The sequence below is a fragment of the Roseivirga seohaensis genome, from assembly GCF_001592945.1.
Taxonomy (GTDB): domain Bacteria; phylum Bacteroidota; class Bacteroidia; order Cytophagales; family Cyclobacteriaceae; genus Roseivirga; species Roseivirga seohaensis.
In genome coordinates this window covers 14,320-30,947 of sequence record NZ_LRPB01000003.1, presented here as the reverse complement: position 1 = coordinate 30,947, position 16,628 = coordinate 14,320, and the positions used below count along the sequence as shown (strand labels likewise).

Annotated in this window: 16 protein-coding genes; 14 read left to right on the top strand and 2 right to left on the bottom strand. The window is 40.0% G+C overall.

Annotation, left to right across the window (positions count from 1 at the left end):
* The first annotated feature begins 139 nt into the window (after nucleotides 1-139).
* The 3 genes from AWW67_RS01980 to AWW67_RS01970 all read left to right on the top strand — a co-directional run bounded on the left by AWW67_RS01980 (nucleotide 140) and on the right by AWW67_RS01970 (nucleotide 3,101).
* On the top strand, nucleotides 140-1,591 hold the full coding sequence (locus AWW67_RS01980) for an SLC13 family permease (RefSeq protein ID WP_062299873.1): 1,452 nt from the start codon (nucleotides 140-142) through the stop codon (nucleotides 1,589-1,591).
* A complete protein-coding gene (locus AWW67_RS01975) occupies nucleotides 1,584-2,321 on the top strand; it encodes a nitroreductase family protein (protein WP_245620814.1) in 738 nt (245 codons plus the stop codon). Before AWW67_RS01980 ends, AWW67_RS01975 begins: the two co-directional genes overlap by 8 nt.
* An 84-nt stretch (nucleotides 2,322-2,405) precedes the next feature.
* On the top strand, nucleotides 2,406-3,101 hold the full coding sequence (locus AWW67_RS01970) for a hypothetical protein (protein ID WP_141655357.1): 696 nt from the start codon (nucleotides 2,406-2,408) through the stop codon (nucleotides 3,099-3,101).
* A gap of 40 nt (nucleotides 3,102-3,141) precedes the next feature.
* Here AWW67_RS01970 and AWW67_RS01965 read toward each other — a convergent pair whose 3' ends face one another.
* Complete coding sequence (locus AWW67_RS01965; RefSeq protein WP_062299869.1) at nucleotides 3,142-4,194, bottom strand: WD40/YVTN/BNR-like repeat-containing protein; 1,053 nt, start codon at nucleotides 4,192-4,194, stop codon at nucleotides 3,142-3,144.
* 7 nt (nucleotides 4,195-4,201) lie between these two features.
* A complete protein-coding gene (locus AWW67_RS01960) occupies nucleotides 4,202-5,005 on the bottom strand; it encodes a hypothetical protein (protein ID WP_062299867.1) in 804 nt (267 codons plus the stop codon).
* Between the two features lie 259 nt (nucleotides 5,006-5,264).
* Here AWW67_RS01960 and AWW67_RS01955 point away from each other — a divergent pair, with 259 nt between their 5' ends.
* The 11 genes from AWW67_RS01955 (at nucleotide 5,265) to AWW67_RS01905 (ending at nucleotide 16,586) form a co-directional block, all read left to right on the top strand.
* Nucleotides 5,265-7,433, top strand: coding sequence for a TonB-dependent receptor (locus AWW67_RS01955; protein WP_062299865.1), 2,169 nt, complete (start codon nucleotides 5,265-5,267; stop codon nucleotides 7,431-7,433).
* A gap of 187 nt (nucleotides 7,434-7,620) precedes the next feature.
* On the top strand, nucleotides 7,621-8,265 hold the full coding sequence (locus tag AWW67_RS01950) for a hypothetical protein (RefSeq protein WP_062299864.1): 645 nt from the start codon (nucleotides 7,621-7,623) through the stop codon (nucleotides 8,263-8,265).
* A gap of 63 nt (nucleotides 8,266-8,328) precedes the next feature.
* Nucleotides 8,329-9,018, top strand: a complete 690-nt coding sequence (locus AWW67_RS01945) for a hypothetical protein (RefSeq protein ID WP_062299862.1) — start codon at nucleotides 8,329-8,331, stop codon at nucleotides 9,016-9,018.
* A gap of 19 nt (nucleotides 9,019-9,037) precedes the next feature.
* Nucleotides 9,038-10,066, top strand: coding sequence for a sensor histidine kinase (locus AWW67_RS01940; RefSeq protein WP_062299861.1), 1,029 nt, complete (start codon nucleotides 9,038-9,040; stop codon nucleotides 10,064-10,066).
* Nucleotides 10,063-10,833, top strand: a complete 771-nt coding sequence (locus AWW67_RS01935; RefSeq protein WP_062299859.1) for a LytR/AlgR family response regulator transcription factor — start codon at nucleotides 10,063-10,065, stop codon at nucleotides 10,831-10,833. The genes AWW67_RS01940 and AWW67_RS01935 overlap by 4 nt, the downstream gene beginning before the upstream one ends.
* 24 nt (nucleotides 10,834-10,857) lie before the next feature.
* Nucleotides 10,858-11,580 carry a hypothetical protein gene (locus tag AWW67_RS01930; protein WP_062299858.1) on the top strand — a complete coding sequence of 241 codons (723 nt, stop codon included), beginning with the start codon at nucleotides 10,858-10,860 and terminating at the stop codon, nucleotides 11,578-11,580.
* A gap of 110 nt (nucleotides 11,581-11,690) precedes the next feature.
* Nucleotides 11,691-12,299: a YkgJ family cysteine cluster protein gene (locus AWW67_RS01925; RefSeq protein ID WP_062299856.1), complete on the top strand. Its 609-nt coding sequence runs from the start codon at nucleotides 11,691-11,693 to the stop codon at nucleotides 12,297-12,299.
* A 331-nt stretch (nucleotides 12,300-12,630) separates the two neighbouring features.
* Nucleotides 12,631-13,311 (top strand): GNAT family N-acetyltransferase, encoded by a 681-nt coding sequence (locus AWW67_RS01920; RefSeq protein ID WP_053224059.1) that lies wholly within the window; start codon nucleotides 12,631-12,633, stop codon nucleotides 13,309-13,311.
* Nucleotides 13,301-14,503, top strand: coding sequence for an argininosuccinate synthase (locus AWW67_RS01915; RefSeq protein ID WP_260311256.1), 1,203 nt, complete (start codon nucleotides 13,301-13,303; stop codon nucleotides 14,501-14,503). Before AWW67_RS01920 ends, AWW67_RS01915 begins: the two co-directional genes overlap by 11 nt.
* The gene (gene argC, locus AWW67_RS01910) at nucleotides 14,496-15,449 is read left to right on the top strand and encodes an N-acetyl-gamma-glutamyl-phosphate reductase (RefSeq protein ID WP_062299855.1); all 954 of its coding nucleotides are present in this window, start codon (nucleotides 14,496-14,498) and stop codon (nucleotides 15,447-15,449) included. The genes AWW67_RS01915 and argC overlap by 8 nt, the downstream gene beginning before the upstream one ends.
* A gap of 9 nt (nucleotides 15,450-15,458) precedes the next feature.
* On the top strand, nucleotides 15,459-16,586 hold the full coding sequence (locus AWW67_RS01905) for an aspartate aminotransferase family protein (protein WP_053224061.1): 1,128 nt from the start codon (nucleotides 15,459-15,461) through the stop codon (nucleotides 16,584-16,586).
* The last annotated feature ends 42 nt before the right edge of the window (nucleotides 16,587-16,628 follow it).

Genomic DNA, 16,628 nt, shown 5'->3' with positions numbered 1-16,628 from the left:
TAAGGTTGATTAAGAAAAAGAGCTCGAGGTTGGGGCTCTTTTCTTTTTTTAGGCCTGTTAGAAAAATAGGAATTTGAATCGCCTAGGCTTAACAACACTCTATTAAAATACTATCTTAGTAGGTCATCCAAAAAATAAAATGAGCACACCTGATTTCAAAGGCGCAAAAATTTTTGGCCTATTTGCTGGACCCCTAGTATTTTTTCTCATCCTAACCTTTTCTCCCGATTTCTGGATATCTCCTGAAGCATGGAAGGTGGTTGGTATTGCTGCTTGGATGATTATTTGGTGGATTACCGAAGCTGCTCCCATTCCTGTTACTGCTTTACTTCCCATTGTCTTGTTTCAACTTACGGGTGTTTTCGATGCAAACGAAGCTACTGCACCTTATGCAAACCCTATTATATTTCTGTTTATGGCAGGTTTTATTTTGGGTTTAGGAATGGAAAAGCACAATCTGCATAAACGAATCGCATTGAACTTAATCCGTCTAACAGGCACCAATCCAAATGGAATTATCTTGGGTTTTATGCTTACCACTGCCTTTCTTTCTATGTGGATTAGCAATACAGCTACAACGGTGATGATGCTGCCAATTGCACTATCTATTACCAGTTTGCTAGAATTGGATCTGACAGAAGACAAAGGGAAAAAGAGGTTTTCATTAGTGCTCATGTTAGGCATTGCTTATGCCGCTAATATCGGAGGTACAGCCACCATTATTGGAACTCCGCCTAACGTGGCATGGGTGGGTTTTATGAGTGAAATGATGAATTATGAGGTGAGTTTCTCTCAATATTTGAAAGTGGGTTTACCTACATGTTTTATCATGCTCACCATTACTTACCTTTTGCTTACTAAAGTACTTTTCCCTAGTAGAATCAAGAATCTGGCTGATTCCTCTCAAATTATTGACGATCAAATCAAATTGCTGGGAAAGATTAGCCGAGCAGAAAAGTTGGTAGCAATTATATTTGTCCTTACTGCAGTTGCCTGGATTCTCAGAGGAAACTTAAATACTTGGTTTAATACCAACTTGCTAAACGACACCTTAATAGGGATGGTAGGTGCCATTTTTATGTTTGCTACTCCGGTTAGTTTGAAGAAAGGAGAATTTTTATTGGATTGGGAATATACCAAAAAGTTACCTTGGGGAATTCTATTACTTTTTGGAGGTGGTCTCACGTTGGCCAAGGCCATGGAAACTACTGAAATTGTTCAGATTGTAGGCGAAACAATAACCCAACAAGGCAATGTCAGTAAGTTACTATTGGTTTTAGGTTTAAGTGCATTTATGCTGTTTATGACCGAGATTATGAGTAATGTAGCCCTTGCCGTTATCTTTGTGCCGGTAGTTTTAGGAATTTCCATTAGTCTAAATATTAACCCAATGTACCTTTCGTTGCCGGTTACTTTGGCGGCAAGCTATGCCTTTATGATGCCCATTTCTACTCCGCCAAATGCAATAGTGTTTTCTTCTGGAATGATCCCCATGAAGCAAATGATTAGGGCTGGATTTATTCTTAATGTTGTAGCTATTCTTCTTTTAGCTGTTTTATCAGAAACCTTGATTCCCTTAGTGTATGGATAACATGAAAGAAAGCGCAATAGTATTTGATAAGATTGTTGAAGAAAGAAGGTCAGTGCGGATTTATGACGATAAAGCAGATTTTGACCCAGATGCTGTTAAGCGAAGTTTGGAAAGGGCTATTCTTTCACCCAATAGCAGCAACATGCAACTTTGGGAATTTTATAGAATTCGTTCCGAAGAAGCCCTTGAAAAGGTAAGCTGGATGTGTATGAATCAGAAGGCTGCGAAAACTGCTAGAGAATTGGTGGTATTTGTAGCTCGAAAAGATCTTTGGCGAACAAGGCAAAAAGCTTTGGTAAAAGAAATGAAAAGGGTTTATGGCGAACCTAAAACCAAGGCAGCCAAGAGGGCACTTAACTATTACGAAAGCCTAATTCCTAAATATTACTACAACGACCCTTTTGGCGTTTGGGGTTTTATTAAAAAGTGCATCTACTTTTTTGTAGGTCTAAACAGGCCAATGGTGCGTCACGGAAATGCTACTGATGTTCGTATTAGTGTACATAAAAGTGCTGCATTGGCTGCCCAAACCTTTATGCTGAGCATGAAATCTGAAGGTTACGATACTTGCCCAATGGAAGGTATGGACTCACTTCGGATTAAAAAGTTTCTAAAGCTTCCGCGAAAAGCAGAAGTAACTATGGTGATTGGTTGCGGTCCGGCAGCAGAAGGTGGTGTTTATTCAGAGCGATTTAGAGTGCCAAATAGCGAAGTCATTTTTGAGGTTTAGCAGAATATCATCAAAATTTATTTCTATTAATCTGTAATCAGATTTAGGCTAATCGCTTATATTTATTTCAAATTCCTACATCTTATGAAAACCACTAAAAAATTCCTTTCGATAATCTGTATTCTCAGTCTCTCAATATGTCTTACTTCATGTGTTAAGATTATAGAGAAATTCATTTTCAAAAATGATGGTAGTGGTACATATTCTATGGCCGTTGATATGAGTGAAATGGCTGAAATGATGAAGTCTTTAGGCGGAGCAGATGACGAGTTCATTAAGAGCATGGATGAGATGGAGGTGAGTTTTGAAGAGAAGGTGGCTCGAATGGAGGCAATCAACGGAGTATCTAATTGGCGGAACGAGTTTGACCGAGAGAACCTAAAATATGAGGTGCTTTTTGACTTTGCAGATGTAGATGCCTTGAATGCGGGAATGAGTGAGTTTTACCGTGACTCCACAGAAGTGGGCTCAACTAAGCTGACAACCTTTTTTATCCAAAAGGGCAATACTTTTGAAAGAACTGAAAACAATGGAATAGTCGATAATTTTAAAAAAGGACTTCAGGAAGATGGAGAAGAAGAACTTGATTTAGAAATGGCTGCAATGTTGTTCGGTGATGCTTCTTATAAGCAGACTATTGAATTTGATAATAAGATTAAATCAGTTTCAAATAAGGAATATGTAATTTCGGACGACAAAAAAGTGGCTAGTTGGGAATATAGGCTGTTTATTAAAGAAGACTTCAATAAAAAGCCAAAAACAAAAATTGTAATCAAATAAACCTCAGTCGTTTATTTGATTACAAATTCTGTGAGCAATCTTATTCCTTGAAGGCTAATTTTGCCACCGAGCCTCCAGGACCCGAAGCATAGGCTGCCTTGTTGTCTTTGGATACGCTTACAGCATAATATTTACCTTCCATTGGAGCATAACCTTCCATTCCTTCTCTAAAGTAATCGCAACTTTCTCTGCCTACGGCCAAAACCAAATCATTGAAAATAGCAACTCCAGACCTGTAACCTTGTGGTTTTAAAGCAGCCATTACAGGAAACCACGATTTTCCACGGTCTAAGGTATAGGCACTATTGATTCGGGTAAGCGAATCTCCACGATAATCACCCCCGACCATCAGACCTTCGTTTTCATTTTTAAAAGCAATGGAAAAAATTCCTGCGGTGGATTCACCTGATTGAAGCGGTGTAATGGTTTTCTCCCAAGTTTCACCTCTATCGTAAGAATAAAAAAGACTAGCTTCTTCTCCGCCTAAGCCTATATAAACATCTGAATTTCCATTCGTAATTAAGCAAGTGCCACTGGCTGCAAAACCACCCTGTCCATCTTTAGCAATCGGTCTTTGTTCGAAAGGAAGTTCTTGCCAGGTTTCACCACCATCTTTGGTTTTCAGAATTAGCAATCGGCTATCTACCGCATCGCCAAAAATGATTCCGTTTTGATCGTCCCAAAAATCCATGGCATCGTAGAAAGTGCCTTCCTTCATAGAAAAGTATTTCTGTTGCCAACTTTGACCGCCATCAGTGGTTTTGTAAATCACCGCTGGTAGGCCTGCACTCAATACAATGGCCGTATTCTCATCAAAGCCTTGAATATCTCTAAAGTCGATAGTGTCGGATGCTGGAACACTTACGTCTTCCCAAGTTTCTCCTCCGTCAATTGTTCTGAGCACCGTTCCTTTGGTGCCGCTGGCCCAGGCTACATTTTCTGTTACGGCATTTAGACCTCGTAAACTAGCTTTTGAACCAGACGTTTGTGCTTGCCAATAAGGGATTTGTGTTTTGCTTTCTTCTTCTTTTTTCTCTGAACTTCCACAGCCTAGTAAGAAGAGGATTGGAAATAAGTATATTAATTTCTTCATGGGGGTTTTACTGGTTTTTCAAGGCAGCCAAATCTGGCTTTTCTTTCGATTTATACACTGAAGAAGGTAATTCATCAAATACCATAATATTGGTGAGTTGGCGTTCGCCTCGGTCTCCTGAAATTAAGATGTTGCCCATCTTTTGGTAATTTCTAAAAGGAACATTGAAGCCTTGGGTAGTGTCAGCCGCATTACGATAATAAGCCCATTGCTTAACCAAGTGATCCGTTTTATCTACCCATACCCAATAGCGGTTATTTGGAGTGTTCCCTACTTTATCGAATGTCAATTCAAGCTTATCTGCCAATACATCTTCATTGGTTTTTTCTTCCCCCAAATACTTTAGTGTAACGCCCGAGTCTTTTAATTTGAAAGGCATAAGCAACCAATAGGAGTCGTTGATCCAAGCACTTTTACCTCTGCCAATTAGATTGTTTAATGTATCAGAATCGGTAATTTCTCTTCCGTCTATAAATGCTTTTCCAGTATTATCATTAATGTTGATTAGGAAAGTAGTATTGCGCATATCAATGCGAACATCACCTGTCCATTTGTCCCAAACTAAATCACGAGCGCCAAAGAAATTCCATGCAATATGTCGGGTGTTGTCCCATGCTTTACGTCCCCCCATGGCTTCCATTACTTGATCGGCTACTTCGATGGCTTTTGGGTCAGAACCTTCTAGATTAAAGCCTTCAGCTGGAGGGTTGCCATATTCAACATCTGTGGTTTCTTGAGTGGTTCCTGATCCACAGCTTTGTATTAAACAGACAAGTAAGAGCGAGAGGAAAAATAAGGTCTTGGTTTTCATAAGGTTTTGATTTGTTAGCTAAGATAATGGCTTGTGTTGAAAAACCATTAATGATGCTTATGATAGCATTGAATAAGTGATTCTAAAAACATAATAATTTTGGATTACGATGTACTGACCTTAGTCACTTCCTTTTAGAACTCACAATTCATCCGCCCAATTCTACGATTCGGTAAGACTAATTTCAATTCAGAAACGGAGCATCGCACCTTTGAGTCAACAACGAGCCCTTGGGGCTGAAACTCAAAAAACAACAACAATGCAGTGTTTCAAATTTATTATTCTTTTTGTGTTGGCCATTGCTTCCAATGCCAAGGCACAAACTGTTATTTCAGGAAAAGTAACCGATAGTCAAGGGCAATCAATCCCTTTTGCGAATGTGTACATTAAAGGATCATTTGATGGTGCAAACTCTAAAAATGACGGTTCCTTCAGTTTCCAAACAAGCGAGACAGGACAGCGAACCCTAATGGTAAGCTTTATTGGCTTTAAAACCTTCGAGAAAACACTTGAATTGAATGGTCAACCAATTCAGGTGGATGTCATTTTAGAAGAGCAAATCAATAAAATTGATGGAGTAACCATTACCGCTGGAGCATTCGAAGCCAGCGATATTAAAAAGGTGACTGTGTTAAAACCCCTTGATATTGTAACTACGGCAAGTGCAGCAGGCGATATCATGGGGGCAATAAACACTCTGCCTGGTACCGCCACTGTTGGCGAATCAGGAAGGTTATTCGTTCGTGGAGGCGAAGGCTACGAAACCAAGGTTTTTATTGATGGACTTGAGGTTAGAAATGCATTTGGTGCTACGGCTCCCAATGTACCCACTAGAGGACGATTTAGTCCTTTTTTGTTTAAAGGAACCATATTTAGTACGGGCGGGTACTCTGCTGAATATGGCCAAGCACTTTCTTCGGCCTTGGTTTTAAACTCCAACGATATTGCCGAGAAAACCCAAGCTGATATTTCGGTAATGACGGTTGGAGGCGATTTGGCCTACACCAAAAAATGGGAGAACTCCAGTATTTCAGGCAAGGTTCAGTATACGGATTTACGCCCTTATCAAGATATGATCAAACAGGATTTTGATTGGAAAGTGGCGCCTAATGGGAAAGTAGCTGAGTTGGTTTTCCGACAGAAAATAAATGGAACTGGTTTATTGAAAGTATACACCAATATGGACATTTCGAACCTGAGCATTCGTCAACCCAACATCAATAATGGTGGAGCGAAAGACACCGTTTCGATTGGTAATGATTACTTCTATTTGAATACGAGCTACAAAGACATTATTGCTGACCGTTGGTCGGTTCGGGCTGGGGTTTCTACCACTTTGAACCAAGAGAAAATTGACTTCAATACTGATGTGATTGAGGAGGACGAAAAAGGCGTTCACGCTAAGCTCGCTTTAAACTGGGAAGCAGCCGAAAAGGTGAGCGTAAATATGGGGGCCGAGTTTTTCGCTAAGAAATACACCAATAAATTTAACATAGAAAATGGGCCAAATGATGCCTTCGATTTTAAAGAAAACATTGCGAGCACTTTTGTTGAAACGGATTATTTCGCTTCGAATAAGTTTGTAGTGCGCACGGGATTGCGTTTAGAACACTCTTCATTATTGGGCCAAACGTGGGTGAATCCACGATTAGCGATGTCGTATAAGCTGACAGAAAAAGGGCAGTTTTCGCTGGCCTATGGGCAGTATTTGCAATCTGCTCAAAACGACTATGCTTTGGTAAATCAGAATTTAAAACCAGAGAAGGCAGCGCATTACATTCTGAACTATCAATACATTCATAATGATCGTGTTTTCAGGGTAGAAACCTATTTTAAAAAATATGACGACTTAGTGAAGTTCATTGACGAGAATGATTTCAACCCTAATAATTACTCAAATGCTGGCTTTGGTGAGGCCAAAGGGGTGGATGTGTTTTGGAGAGATAGTAAGACCTTTGAAAATACTGACTACTGGATTTCTTACTCCTACGTGGATTCAAAAAGAGATTATCGAGATTTTTCGAGTTTAGCTACGCCTTCATTTGTGTCTAATCACAACTTCTCTTTTGTGGCCAAACATTTTGTTGTGCCGTTAAGAACTCAATTTGGAGCCACATATAATTTTGCTTCGAGCAGGCCATTTCACAACCCGAACAAGTCTGGTTTTCAGAATGATAAAACACCAACTTTTCACGACTTGAGTTTGAATGCTGCTTTCCTTATAAAACCGAATATCATCCTGTACATGTCTTCTTCCAACATCTTCGGGCGCAATAATGTGTTTGGTTACCAATATGCAGATCAAGCGAATGCTCAAGGTATTTATGAACGACAGGAGATAGGGCAAGGCGCCAAGCGTTTCATTTTTCTTTCCCTGTTCATCACCTTAACAAAAGATGGACAAGAGAATCAGCTGGATAACTTGTAGTAGTTAGCATTTAGACATTAGATGAGATCCTTTTGAAATTTGAGTTTTGACCCCTTGAAATTTTACTTTATTACGGTTCATCCTGAAGATTCTACGGTTCGGTAACACTTTTTTTCTAAGCCAATCATTTCCCTGCACTTTAGTATCATCATTAGAAAACGAACTCAAAAACTATAAAAAACATAACATGAAAAAGCTTACAATTTTACTCGCACTTTTTATCACAAGTTTCACCTTAAATGCTCAAAACCAAGAGGCTTATATGAACGCCATGGTCAAGGGCTTGCAGTCAATGGGGGCTGAGCGAAATTTAGAAAACCTACAAGCTTCAGCTGGTCAATTTGAACGTATAGCCTCCAATGCAAGCGACCAGTGGCACCCTCAATATTACGCTGCCCTTAGTTATATTAATGCTTCATTATTGGCAGAGGGTGTAAAAGCCAAAGACCAACTTTTAGATAAGGCTAAGCCATTTGTTGAAAAAGCGAAAGAGCTTGTGCCTAACAATAGTGAGGTTGTGGCCTTAGAAGGTTTTTATTTTATGGCGCAATTGGCGGCCGATCCAAACACAAGAGGACAATCATTGTCGGGCTTGGCAACACAAACTTTTGGTTATGCCATGAAATTAAACCCTGAAAATCCTAGAGCAATGGCTTTAATGGCTCAAATGCAATATGGTACAGCACAGTTTTTCGGTTCTTCTACAGCAGGCGCCTGTGGTTTGGCGCAGAAAAGTATTCCTCTCTTTAATGCTGAAGAAAAAGGAAAAAGCTTTGATCCTACTTGGGGAATTGAAGTAGCTGAACAGTTAATGGCTGGTTGCGGAAAGTAAAAACAATGGTGCTATCGAAAGTCGGTAGCACCTCATTTTTCTTCTTCCTTAAAAGATTCAATCATGGAAAAAGTACTCATCTTATCTCACGTAACTGCAGGCGTTACTACTTTGCTTTCAGGAATTTTGGCTGCTTTTTTTGGTAGAAAAGGAGGTAAGATTCACTGCGCTGCCGGAAAGGTTTTCTTTTGGTCTATGACTTGGATCTTCATTAGCGCAATTTTAATTGTAAGCTTCGTTAGGTTTAACTTCTTTCTTACCATCATAGCTGTATTTAGTTTCTATATGACATTCGCAGGCCAACGGGTATTGGAGCTGAAAAAAACATTGAAGCCATTGCTTATCGATTGGATCGCGGCTTTTATTGCCATTGCTTTTGGCTTAACTCTTTTTGGGGCGGGAATTAGGTATTTAGTCTTGAGCAATTTTTCATCAAGCTTTGGTTATCTGTCCATCATTTTCGGGTTTTTCACTGCCAATACCGCGTGGCTCAACATCAAAGGGTTTAGAAATACCAAACCCGATAAAATGTGGTGGTGGTTTGCCCATATGAATTTAATGGGAGGTGCATTTATCGCTAGCATTACAGCTTTTTTAGTTCAAAATGGAGCCCTTTTTCAGGCCTTAGGAAATAAGGGGTGGTTACTTTGGGTTTTGCCTGCTGCCATAGGTTCGCCATTAATTGCTTATCATGCCAACCGTTACAGAAAACAATTTGGCGTTGGTAAATATGCCAACACATTGAAAGTATAAAATCAGTACTTTAGCCTAAATGGGATACCTCAAAACACTGAACTGGAAAAAGGAGATTAAGGAAACTGTGCTTATCGCATTGTTTGGAGGCCCTTCTGCCTATTTCTGGTGTAGTACCTGCTTTAGTGCTTGGAATGTAGCCCTTGCAGCAACGGCCATTTCTGCCATTCAGTGGATTTTACTCTGGCAAGGCAATGCACATGTTTCCAATTATCTTTCCTATAGAATCCCTTGGTTAGAAAACCCAAGTAAGCGATTTATTTGGGGAGTAATAGGCGTAATTGCATATACTCCTACAGCTGTTTACTCACTATATGTAGTGCTGAAATATGGCTTCGACATTGATTTGGGTGATATTAAATGGACCTTATTAATCTCTGTCGGAATCACTTTTGTTATTTCTTTTTTCTTGAATTCGGTTGAATTTCTTAAGAACTGGAAGAAAGCCAGTTTGGATGCAGAAAGGCTAAAAAAAGAACAGATGGAGGCCAAATATGAAACACTCAAAAATCAGGTCAACCCACACTTTCTATTTAATAGCTTGAATGCGCTAACCAATTTGGTGTATGAAGATCAAGACCAAGCGGCCAAGTTTATTCGTGAGCTTTCAAAAGTGTATCGGTATGTTTTAGATACTCGTGCCCAAGAGGTAGTAAGCCTGAAAACCGAAATGGAATTTGTTAACTCTTACCTCTTTCTACAAAAAATAAGGTTTGACGAAAAGCTTCAGTTGATAATAAATATTGAAGATTTTGAACAAAAAATGCTTCCACCTATGGCCATTCAAATGCTTTTAGAAAATGCCATTAAGCATAATGTAATTGCTGAAGAAGAACCACTTACTATTCATGTTGAAATTGAAAATGGGGAAAAACTGGTGGTTCGAAATAACCTTCAGAAGAAGAATATCCCAGTAGATGAAAGTTCAGGTATGGGGCTTTCAAACATAAAATCTAGGTATGAATTCTTAAGCCCAATACCCGTGGAGGTGGTTGATGGGCCGAGCGAATTTATTGTGAAACTTCCATTATTAGCCTTTGAGAAATGAAAGTACTGATTGTAGAAGATGAGTCGATGGCAGCCAAGAGATTGGCTAGCTTACTAGAAAAAATTAATCCAGAAATTGAAATACTGGCCAAACTCGATTCGGTAAAACGAACGGTGAATTGGTTAAAAGAAAATCCTCAGCCCGATCTTCTGTTCTTCGATATTCAGTTGGCAGATGGACTCAGTTTCGAGATTTTGGAGCAGGTAGAAGTTTCTTCCCCCATCATATTCACTACTGCTTTTGATGAGTATGCCATTCAGGCGTTTAAGGTAAATAGCATTGATTATTTGCTCAAACCCATTGATCCAGCAGATTTAGAAAGTGCTTTAGAAAAGTATGAAGCCAGATTTAAGCCCAGCGTACCTGAGCGAAACTCAGGTATGGATATGATGCTGATTCAGCAAGCCATGCAAATGCTGACAAAGCAATACAAGGAGCGCTTTGTTGTCAAAATTGGGGAGCATATTCACACCATTGCAACTTCAGAAACAGCATACTTTTTTAGCCAAGAAAAGGCCACTTACCTTCAAACTAAAGAGAAGAACCGATACATTATTGACTACACCATGGAACAAGTGGAACAGTTGGTAGATCCTCAAAAATTCTTCCGCATTAATCGTAAATACTTGGTTTCGCTAGAGGCGGTAAAGGATATTATCACCTATTCAAACTCTCGTCTCCGACTTATTTTAATTCATACAGATGAAACCGATGCGATTGTAAGCAGAGACAAAGTGCAAGATTTTAAAAAGTGGCTCGATCGATAATGCCTTTTTACCGTATATTCGGACATGCGTGTTTTATTATCATCAATTCTAATTGTTTTTTCTACCTCTCTTAGTGCTCAAAACCTTAATGGAAATTGGCTTTTGGCTTATATTAAGGCTTCTCCGCCCGAAATGGTAATGGGAGAAGACGGGGCAGTGTTGGAGTATAATGAGGGTGGTTATGACGATGAGCAGAGCTTCATAGAACCTGGGCTTATGCTGTTGTCAGTGTTGCCGAGCAATAAGGCAGAAAGCTTCTATGCCGATGTGAAAGAAGAGTGGAAAGTGATTCAAGATGGAAAACAGGTGCGCTTCGAATCGTTAGAAGATACACTCTACGGAGGATTCAATACCGAAGGTATGCTTGTATTAAAATCAACCATTGATGAAAGCCCAACAGACTATTTTTTTGCTGCTTTTTCTCCAGAAGTTGCTCCATTTGAGCTGACAAATAGCTCATGGAGTACCAATGGTAGTTCGGGGTTTTTTCAGAATAAAACCTTTGAATTTAGACCCAAAGGAGAGCTTTTTATTTGGGAAAACGGCCAACATGAAAAACGAGAATTCTACACCCATACTTTAGGAAAATACATGGCCATCGAGTTTTCTTCCGAAGTACTTACCGCTGGTTTTGGAATTATCTATGTAGAAAAAAGTAATGGGAATATGCTTACAGGTATTTCATTTTTAAGCCTAGAAGAAGGTGCCCTACCTGTGAGGTCACAGGTTGTTTTTTCCAAAAAATAACTCTTTACCAACCTTGGTTAAAACGCTTGACTTTTAGGGTGTAAGCACTAAAAGTAAATCTTACGAGAAATGTAAACTCGATGCTTTTCTCCACTACCTTCGCAGCCCTTATGTCAATCGTCAGAAAAGTAAAATCGGTAGAAAAGATTTTTGCCGCTTTAGACCAAGAAATGAATTCACTTCGCGATAGAAGTGGTCTTCATTGTGTTTCGGGCTGTGGAAAATGCTGCTTCAAGGCCAATATTGAGGCTACTCCTTTAGAGTTTCTTCCTTATGCCCTTCACCTCTTCCTGACCAAGCGAATTGATGAAGTTTATCAAGGCCTGCTGGCGAATGAAAGCTCCATGTGTACGCTATTTAATCCAGTGAAGGATTCCTTAGATAAAGGAGGTTGCTCTCAGTACGCATATCGAGGTTTAATTTGTCGGCTTTTTGGTTATTCAGCTACACGCGATAAAAACGGCAAGCCAAAATTCATTACCTGTAAAATCATGAAAGCAGGCCAAGCAGATACTATTTCAAAGATTGAAGCAGATATGGAGGCAGGTACTCCCGCACCAATGATGAGTGATTATTACTTTAGACTTCGAAGTATTGACACCGAACTAGGTACTAAGATGATGCCTATTAATCAGGCAATTCGTCAAGCAATTGAAGTGGTGATGAGTTATTATGCATATCGCAGGCCACCAGCAGGTTATCGTAAATTGAGTGCGTAAATACTGTGTTTTGAACCATTTTTATTGGGTTTTTAAAATTCCTGTATAAAACCGTTGTCCATTCCAAACTTTTCATTTCCTTTGTCCCTCATTTCAGAATGAAGAACGAAGCGAACATATCATCAGCCGTAAACTTGACACTTCCTGTGTCTGAGTTTGCTGTATATACACCTAAGTTTTTTAGGCGCTAGTCGCCTCATATACATAGACTACCTATGCGGTAGTCAAGTCCCCAATATTACCTATATTCTTTTTCAAATTTTTAATCATATTTCCTTTTAGGATTTCTGAAAACATTGAGTCGTTTTCATGGTCCAGAATTATAGTGAGAATGGAATCAACAAAATTCATAATAAGGGTAGCCACAGAAGAAGACACCCGCTTTACAGAAGATATTATTGAAGAAATAGCCAACTCCGCCAAAATTAGAGGCACTGGAATTGCGCGAAGAACCCCAGAATACGTATCGCTAAAAATGCGTGAAGGCAAAGCGGTAGTAGCCGTAACTGAAGCGGGTGAATGGGCGGGTTTCTGCTACATTGAGGTGTGGAGTCATGAGAAATTTGTAGCCAACTCTGGGCTCATCGTATCTCATAAATTTCGTGGCTTAGGTTTGTCAAAACGTATTAAGGCAGCCGTGTTCAGGTTATCTAGGAAGAAGTACCCCACAGCAAAAATATTTGGGCTAACTACTGGCGCGGCTGTGTTAAAAATCAACTCAGAATTGGGTTATAAACCTGTGGTGTATTCAGAACTTACCCAAGACGAGGATTTCTGGAAGGGCTGTCAAAGCTGTGTCAATTACGAGATACTAAAAGCAAAAAATAGGTCAAACTGCATTTGTACAGCCATGTTGTACAATCCGGAATGGGAGAAAAACGTAAAACCTAAAAGAACCCAATGGGTAGAACGCGAGTTGGATAAAGACTTTAACTTGTTCAAGCGCTGGGTGAATTTTAAGAAAAATATTTTGTTGAAGGCAGAAGCCAAAAGAAAGAAAAATGATGAATAAGAAGAAAGTAGTTTTAGCCTATAGCGGAGGGCTCGACACCTCTTATTGTGTAAAATATTTAAGCGAAGAACGCGGTTTAGAAATCCATTCGGTATTGGTAAATACGGGTGGTTTTTCTCAGCAAGAACTAGACGAAGTAGAAAAGCGCGCTTATGCGATGGGTGTAACCAGCCATAAAACCATTGAAGAAACTTCTAACTATTACTCAAGTGTAATCAAATATTTGATTTTTGGTAACATATTGAAAAACAGTACTTATCCACTTTCTGTAAGTGCCGAAAGGGTGAGTCAAGCCATGGCAATTGCCAAATATGCCAAAACACTTAACCCTGAATATATAGCGCACGGAAGCACTGGTGCTGGAAACGACCAAGTCCGTTTTGATATGATTTTCCAAACCTACTTACCTGACGCGGAAATCATCACGCCCATTCGAGATATGCGACTTTCGAGAGAAGAAGAAATCGCTTACCTGAAATCGAAAGGTGTAGATATGGACTTTTCGAAATCGGCTTATTCTATTAACAAAGGCCTTTGGGGAACATCGGTTGGAGGAAAAGAAACATTGACTTCTAAAGGTTATTTACCTGAAGAAGCTTGGCCCACTCAAGTAACCAAAACAGTGGAAGAGGATTTAGAATTGGGCTTTGTAAAAGGTGAGTTGAAGTCGATAAACGGAACTGAGTTTACACATTCATATGAAGCCATTCAGGCTTTAGAGAAAATAGCAGCACCTTTTGGCATTGGTCGCGATATCCATGTGGGTGATACCATTATTGGAATTAAAGGAAGGGTGGGTTTTGAGGCTTCGGCTGCCATCCTTACCATCAAAGCACATCAGGCTTTGGAGAAACATATTTTGACTAAATGGCAAATTTACTGGAAAGACCAAGTGGCCGCATTTTATGGCAACTGGCTGCACGAAGGGCAGTTTATGGATCCTGTAATGCGTGATTTGGAAACTATGATGGAAAGCAGTCAGAAATTTGTGACTGGAAAAGCATTTTTCAAGCTTTTACCTTACCGTTATCAGCTCATTGGAATTGAATCTGAGCATGATTTGATGTCGGCCAAATTTGGCAACTACGGAGAAATGAACAATGCTTGGACGGGTGATGACGTAAAAGGCTTTGCAAAGATTTTCGGTAACCAAAGTGCCATTTACCACCAAGTAAATCAAGAAAATGATTAGAGCAGGAATAGTTGGAGCAGCAGGCTATACAGGAGGTGAGTTGCTGCGTTTACTGATTCATCATCCTGAGGTGGAGGTCATTTTTGCCCACAGCCGAAGTCAGGTAGGTTTACCTATTCATAATGTGCACACCGACCTTTTGGGAGATAGCGAACTTTGCTTTACGGATCAGATCCATTTCGATATTGATCTGCTTTTCCTTTGCATGGGACATGGTGCTTCTTCAGAATTTATGAAGGAGAATCAAGTGCCAGATACGGTCAAGATTATTGACTTAAGCCATGATTTCAGAATGAGTAATGAAGCCGTTTATGGCTTGCCCGAACTTAATCGTGACGAAATTAAAAATGCCCGTTTCTTGGCCAATCCTGGTTGTTTTGCCACGGCCATTCAGTTGGCTTTGCTGCCTTTGGCCTATAACGGAATGTTGAGAGAAGTACACCTTTCTGGCATGACGGGCTCAACAGGTGCAGGAGTTCAACCTTCGGCCAGTACCCATTTTAGCTGGCGCGACAGTAATGTTTCGGCTTATAAAGTTTTCACCCACCAACACATGGATGAGACTGGGAAAAGCCTTCAACAGCTTCAGCCTTGGTTCGATAAGCCCATCAACTTTGTGCCTTACAGAGGAAACTTCACTAGAGGCATTTTTGTGACGGCCTATCAGCATTGCGAGTGGCCTTTGGAAGAAGCCATTCAGGTGTATAAGGAATATTATGAAGACCATCCCTTTACTTGGGTAAGCGATGCGGCCATTGATGTGAAACAAGTAGTGAACACTAATAAGTGTGTGCTTCATCTTGAAAAACATGGCAGCTATTTGGTGATCCACTCTGCGATTGATAACCTACTCAAAGGTGCTAGCGGTCAGGCCGTACAAAACATGAATTTAATGTTTGGTTTGCCTGAAAAACTAGGCTTGAACTTAAAACCAAGTGCTTTTTAATTGATAACTATGAAATTATTTGATGTTTATCCGCTTTACCCAATTGAGCCTGTGCGTGCGCTTGGAGCCAAACTTTGGGATAAAGAAGGGAAAGAGTATTTGGATTTATATGGTGGTCATGCGGTTATTTCCATTGGTCATACCCATCCGCATTACGTGAAACGAATTACAGATCAATTATCTAAAATTGGTTTCTATTCCAATGCAGTTCAAAATTCATTGCAAGATCAATTGGCCGAAGCGATGGGCCGAATTTCAGGCTACTACGACTACCAGTTTTTTATGTGTAGCTCTGGTGCCGAAGCCAATGAAAATGCATTAAAACTGGCCTCTTTTCATACTGGAAAACGCAAAATTATTGCGGTTGAAAATGCTTTTCATGGGAGAACCTCTGGAGCAGTTGCCGCAACTGACAATCCTAAAATCGTAGCGCCATTCAACAGTGGTCACGAGGTGGTTTTTGTGCCTTTGAATGATTTGGAGGCTTTAACTTCAGCTTTTGATGATGAAGTAGCAGGTGTAATTATTGAAGGCATTCAAGGAGTTGCTGGGCTGTATTCGCCAAACGATGCCTTTTTAGCCAGAGCTCGCGAACTCTGCGATAAGTATGAAGCCGTATTAATTCTGGACGAAGTACAGTCGGGGGCTGGAAGAACAGGTAAGTTCTTCGCTCATCAGCATTCTGTAGTGCGTCCTGATATTATTACCATGGCAAAAGGAATGGGCAATGGCTTTCCAGTGGGTTGTGTTTTGATTTCACCAGAAATTGAGCCTTGGCATGGCATGTTGGGCACCACTTTCGGAGGAAATCATTTGGCTTGTGCTGCTTCGCTTGCAGTTTTGGAAGTGATAGAGGAAGAACACTTACTCAAGAATGCTACCGAAATGGGCACTTACCTTGAAACCGAATTGAAGAAAATTGAACAAGTGAAGGAAGTCCGAGGAAAGGGCCTAATGATTGGTGCTGAATTTGATTTTGATGTGGCGGCTTTGCGTAAAGCCTTGATTTTTGAACATGGCATTTTCACTGGTTCGGCTTCAAATAAAAACACGATTCGTTTATTACCACCGCTGAACATTAGCAAGGCCGAACTGGATCAGTTTTTAGCCGCATTAAGTATAGAGTTAAACAAATAAGAGGTCAGAATTACGATCTCAAAATGTAGGAATGATTGAATT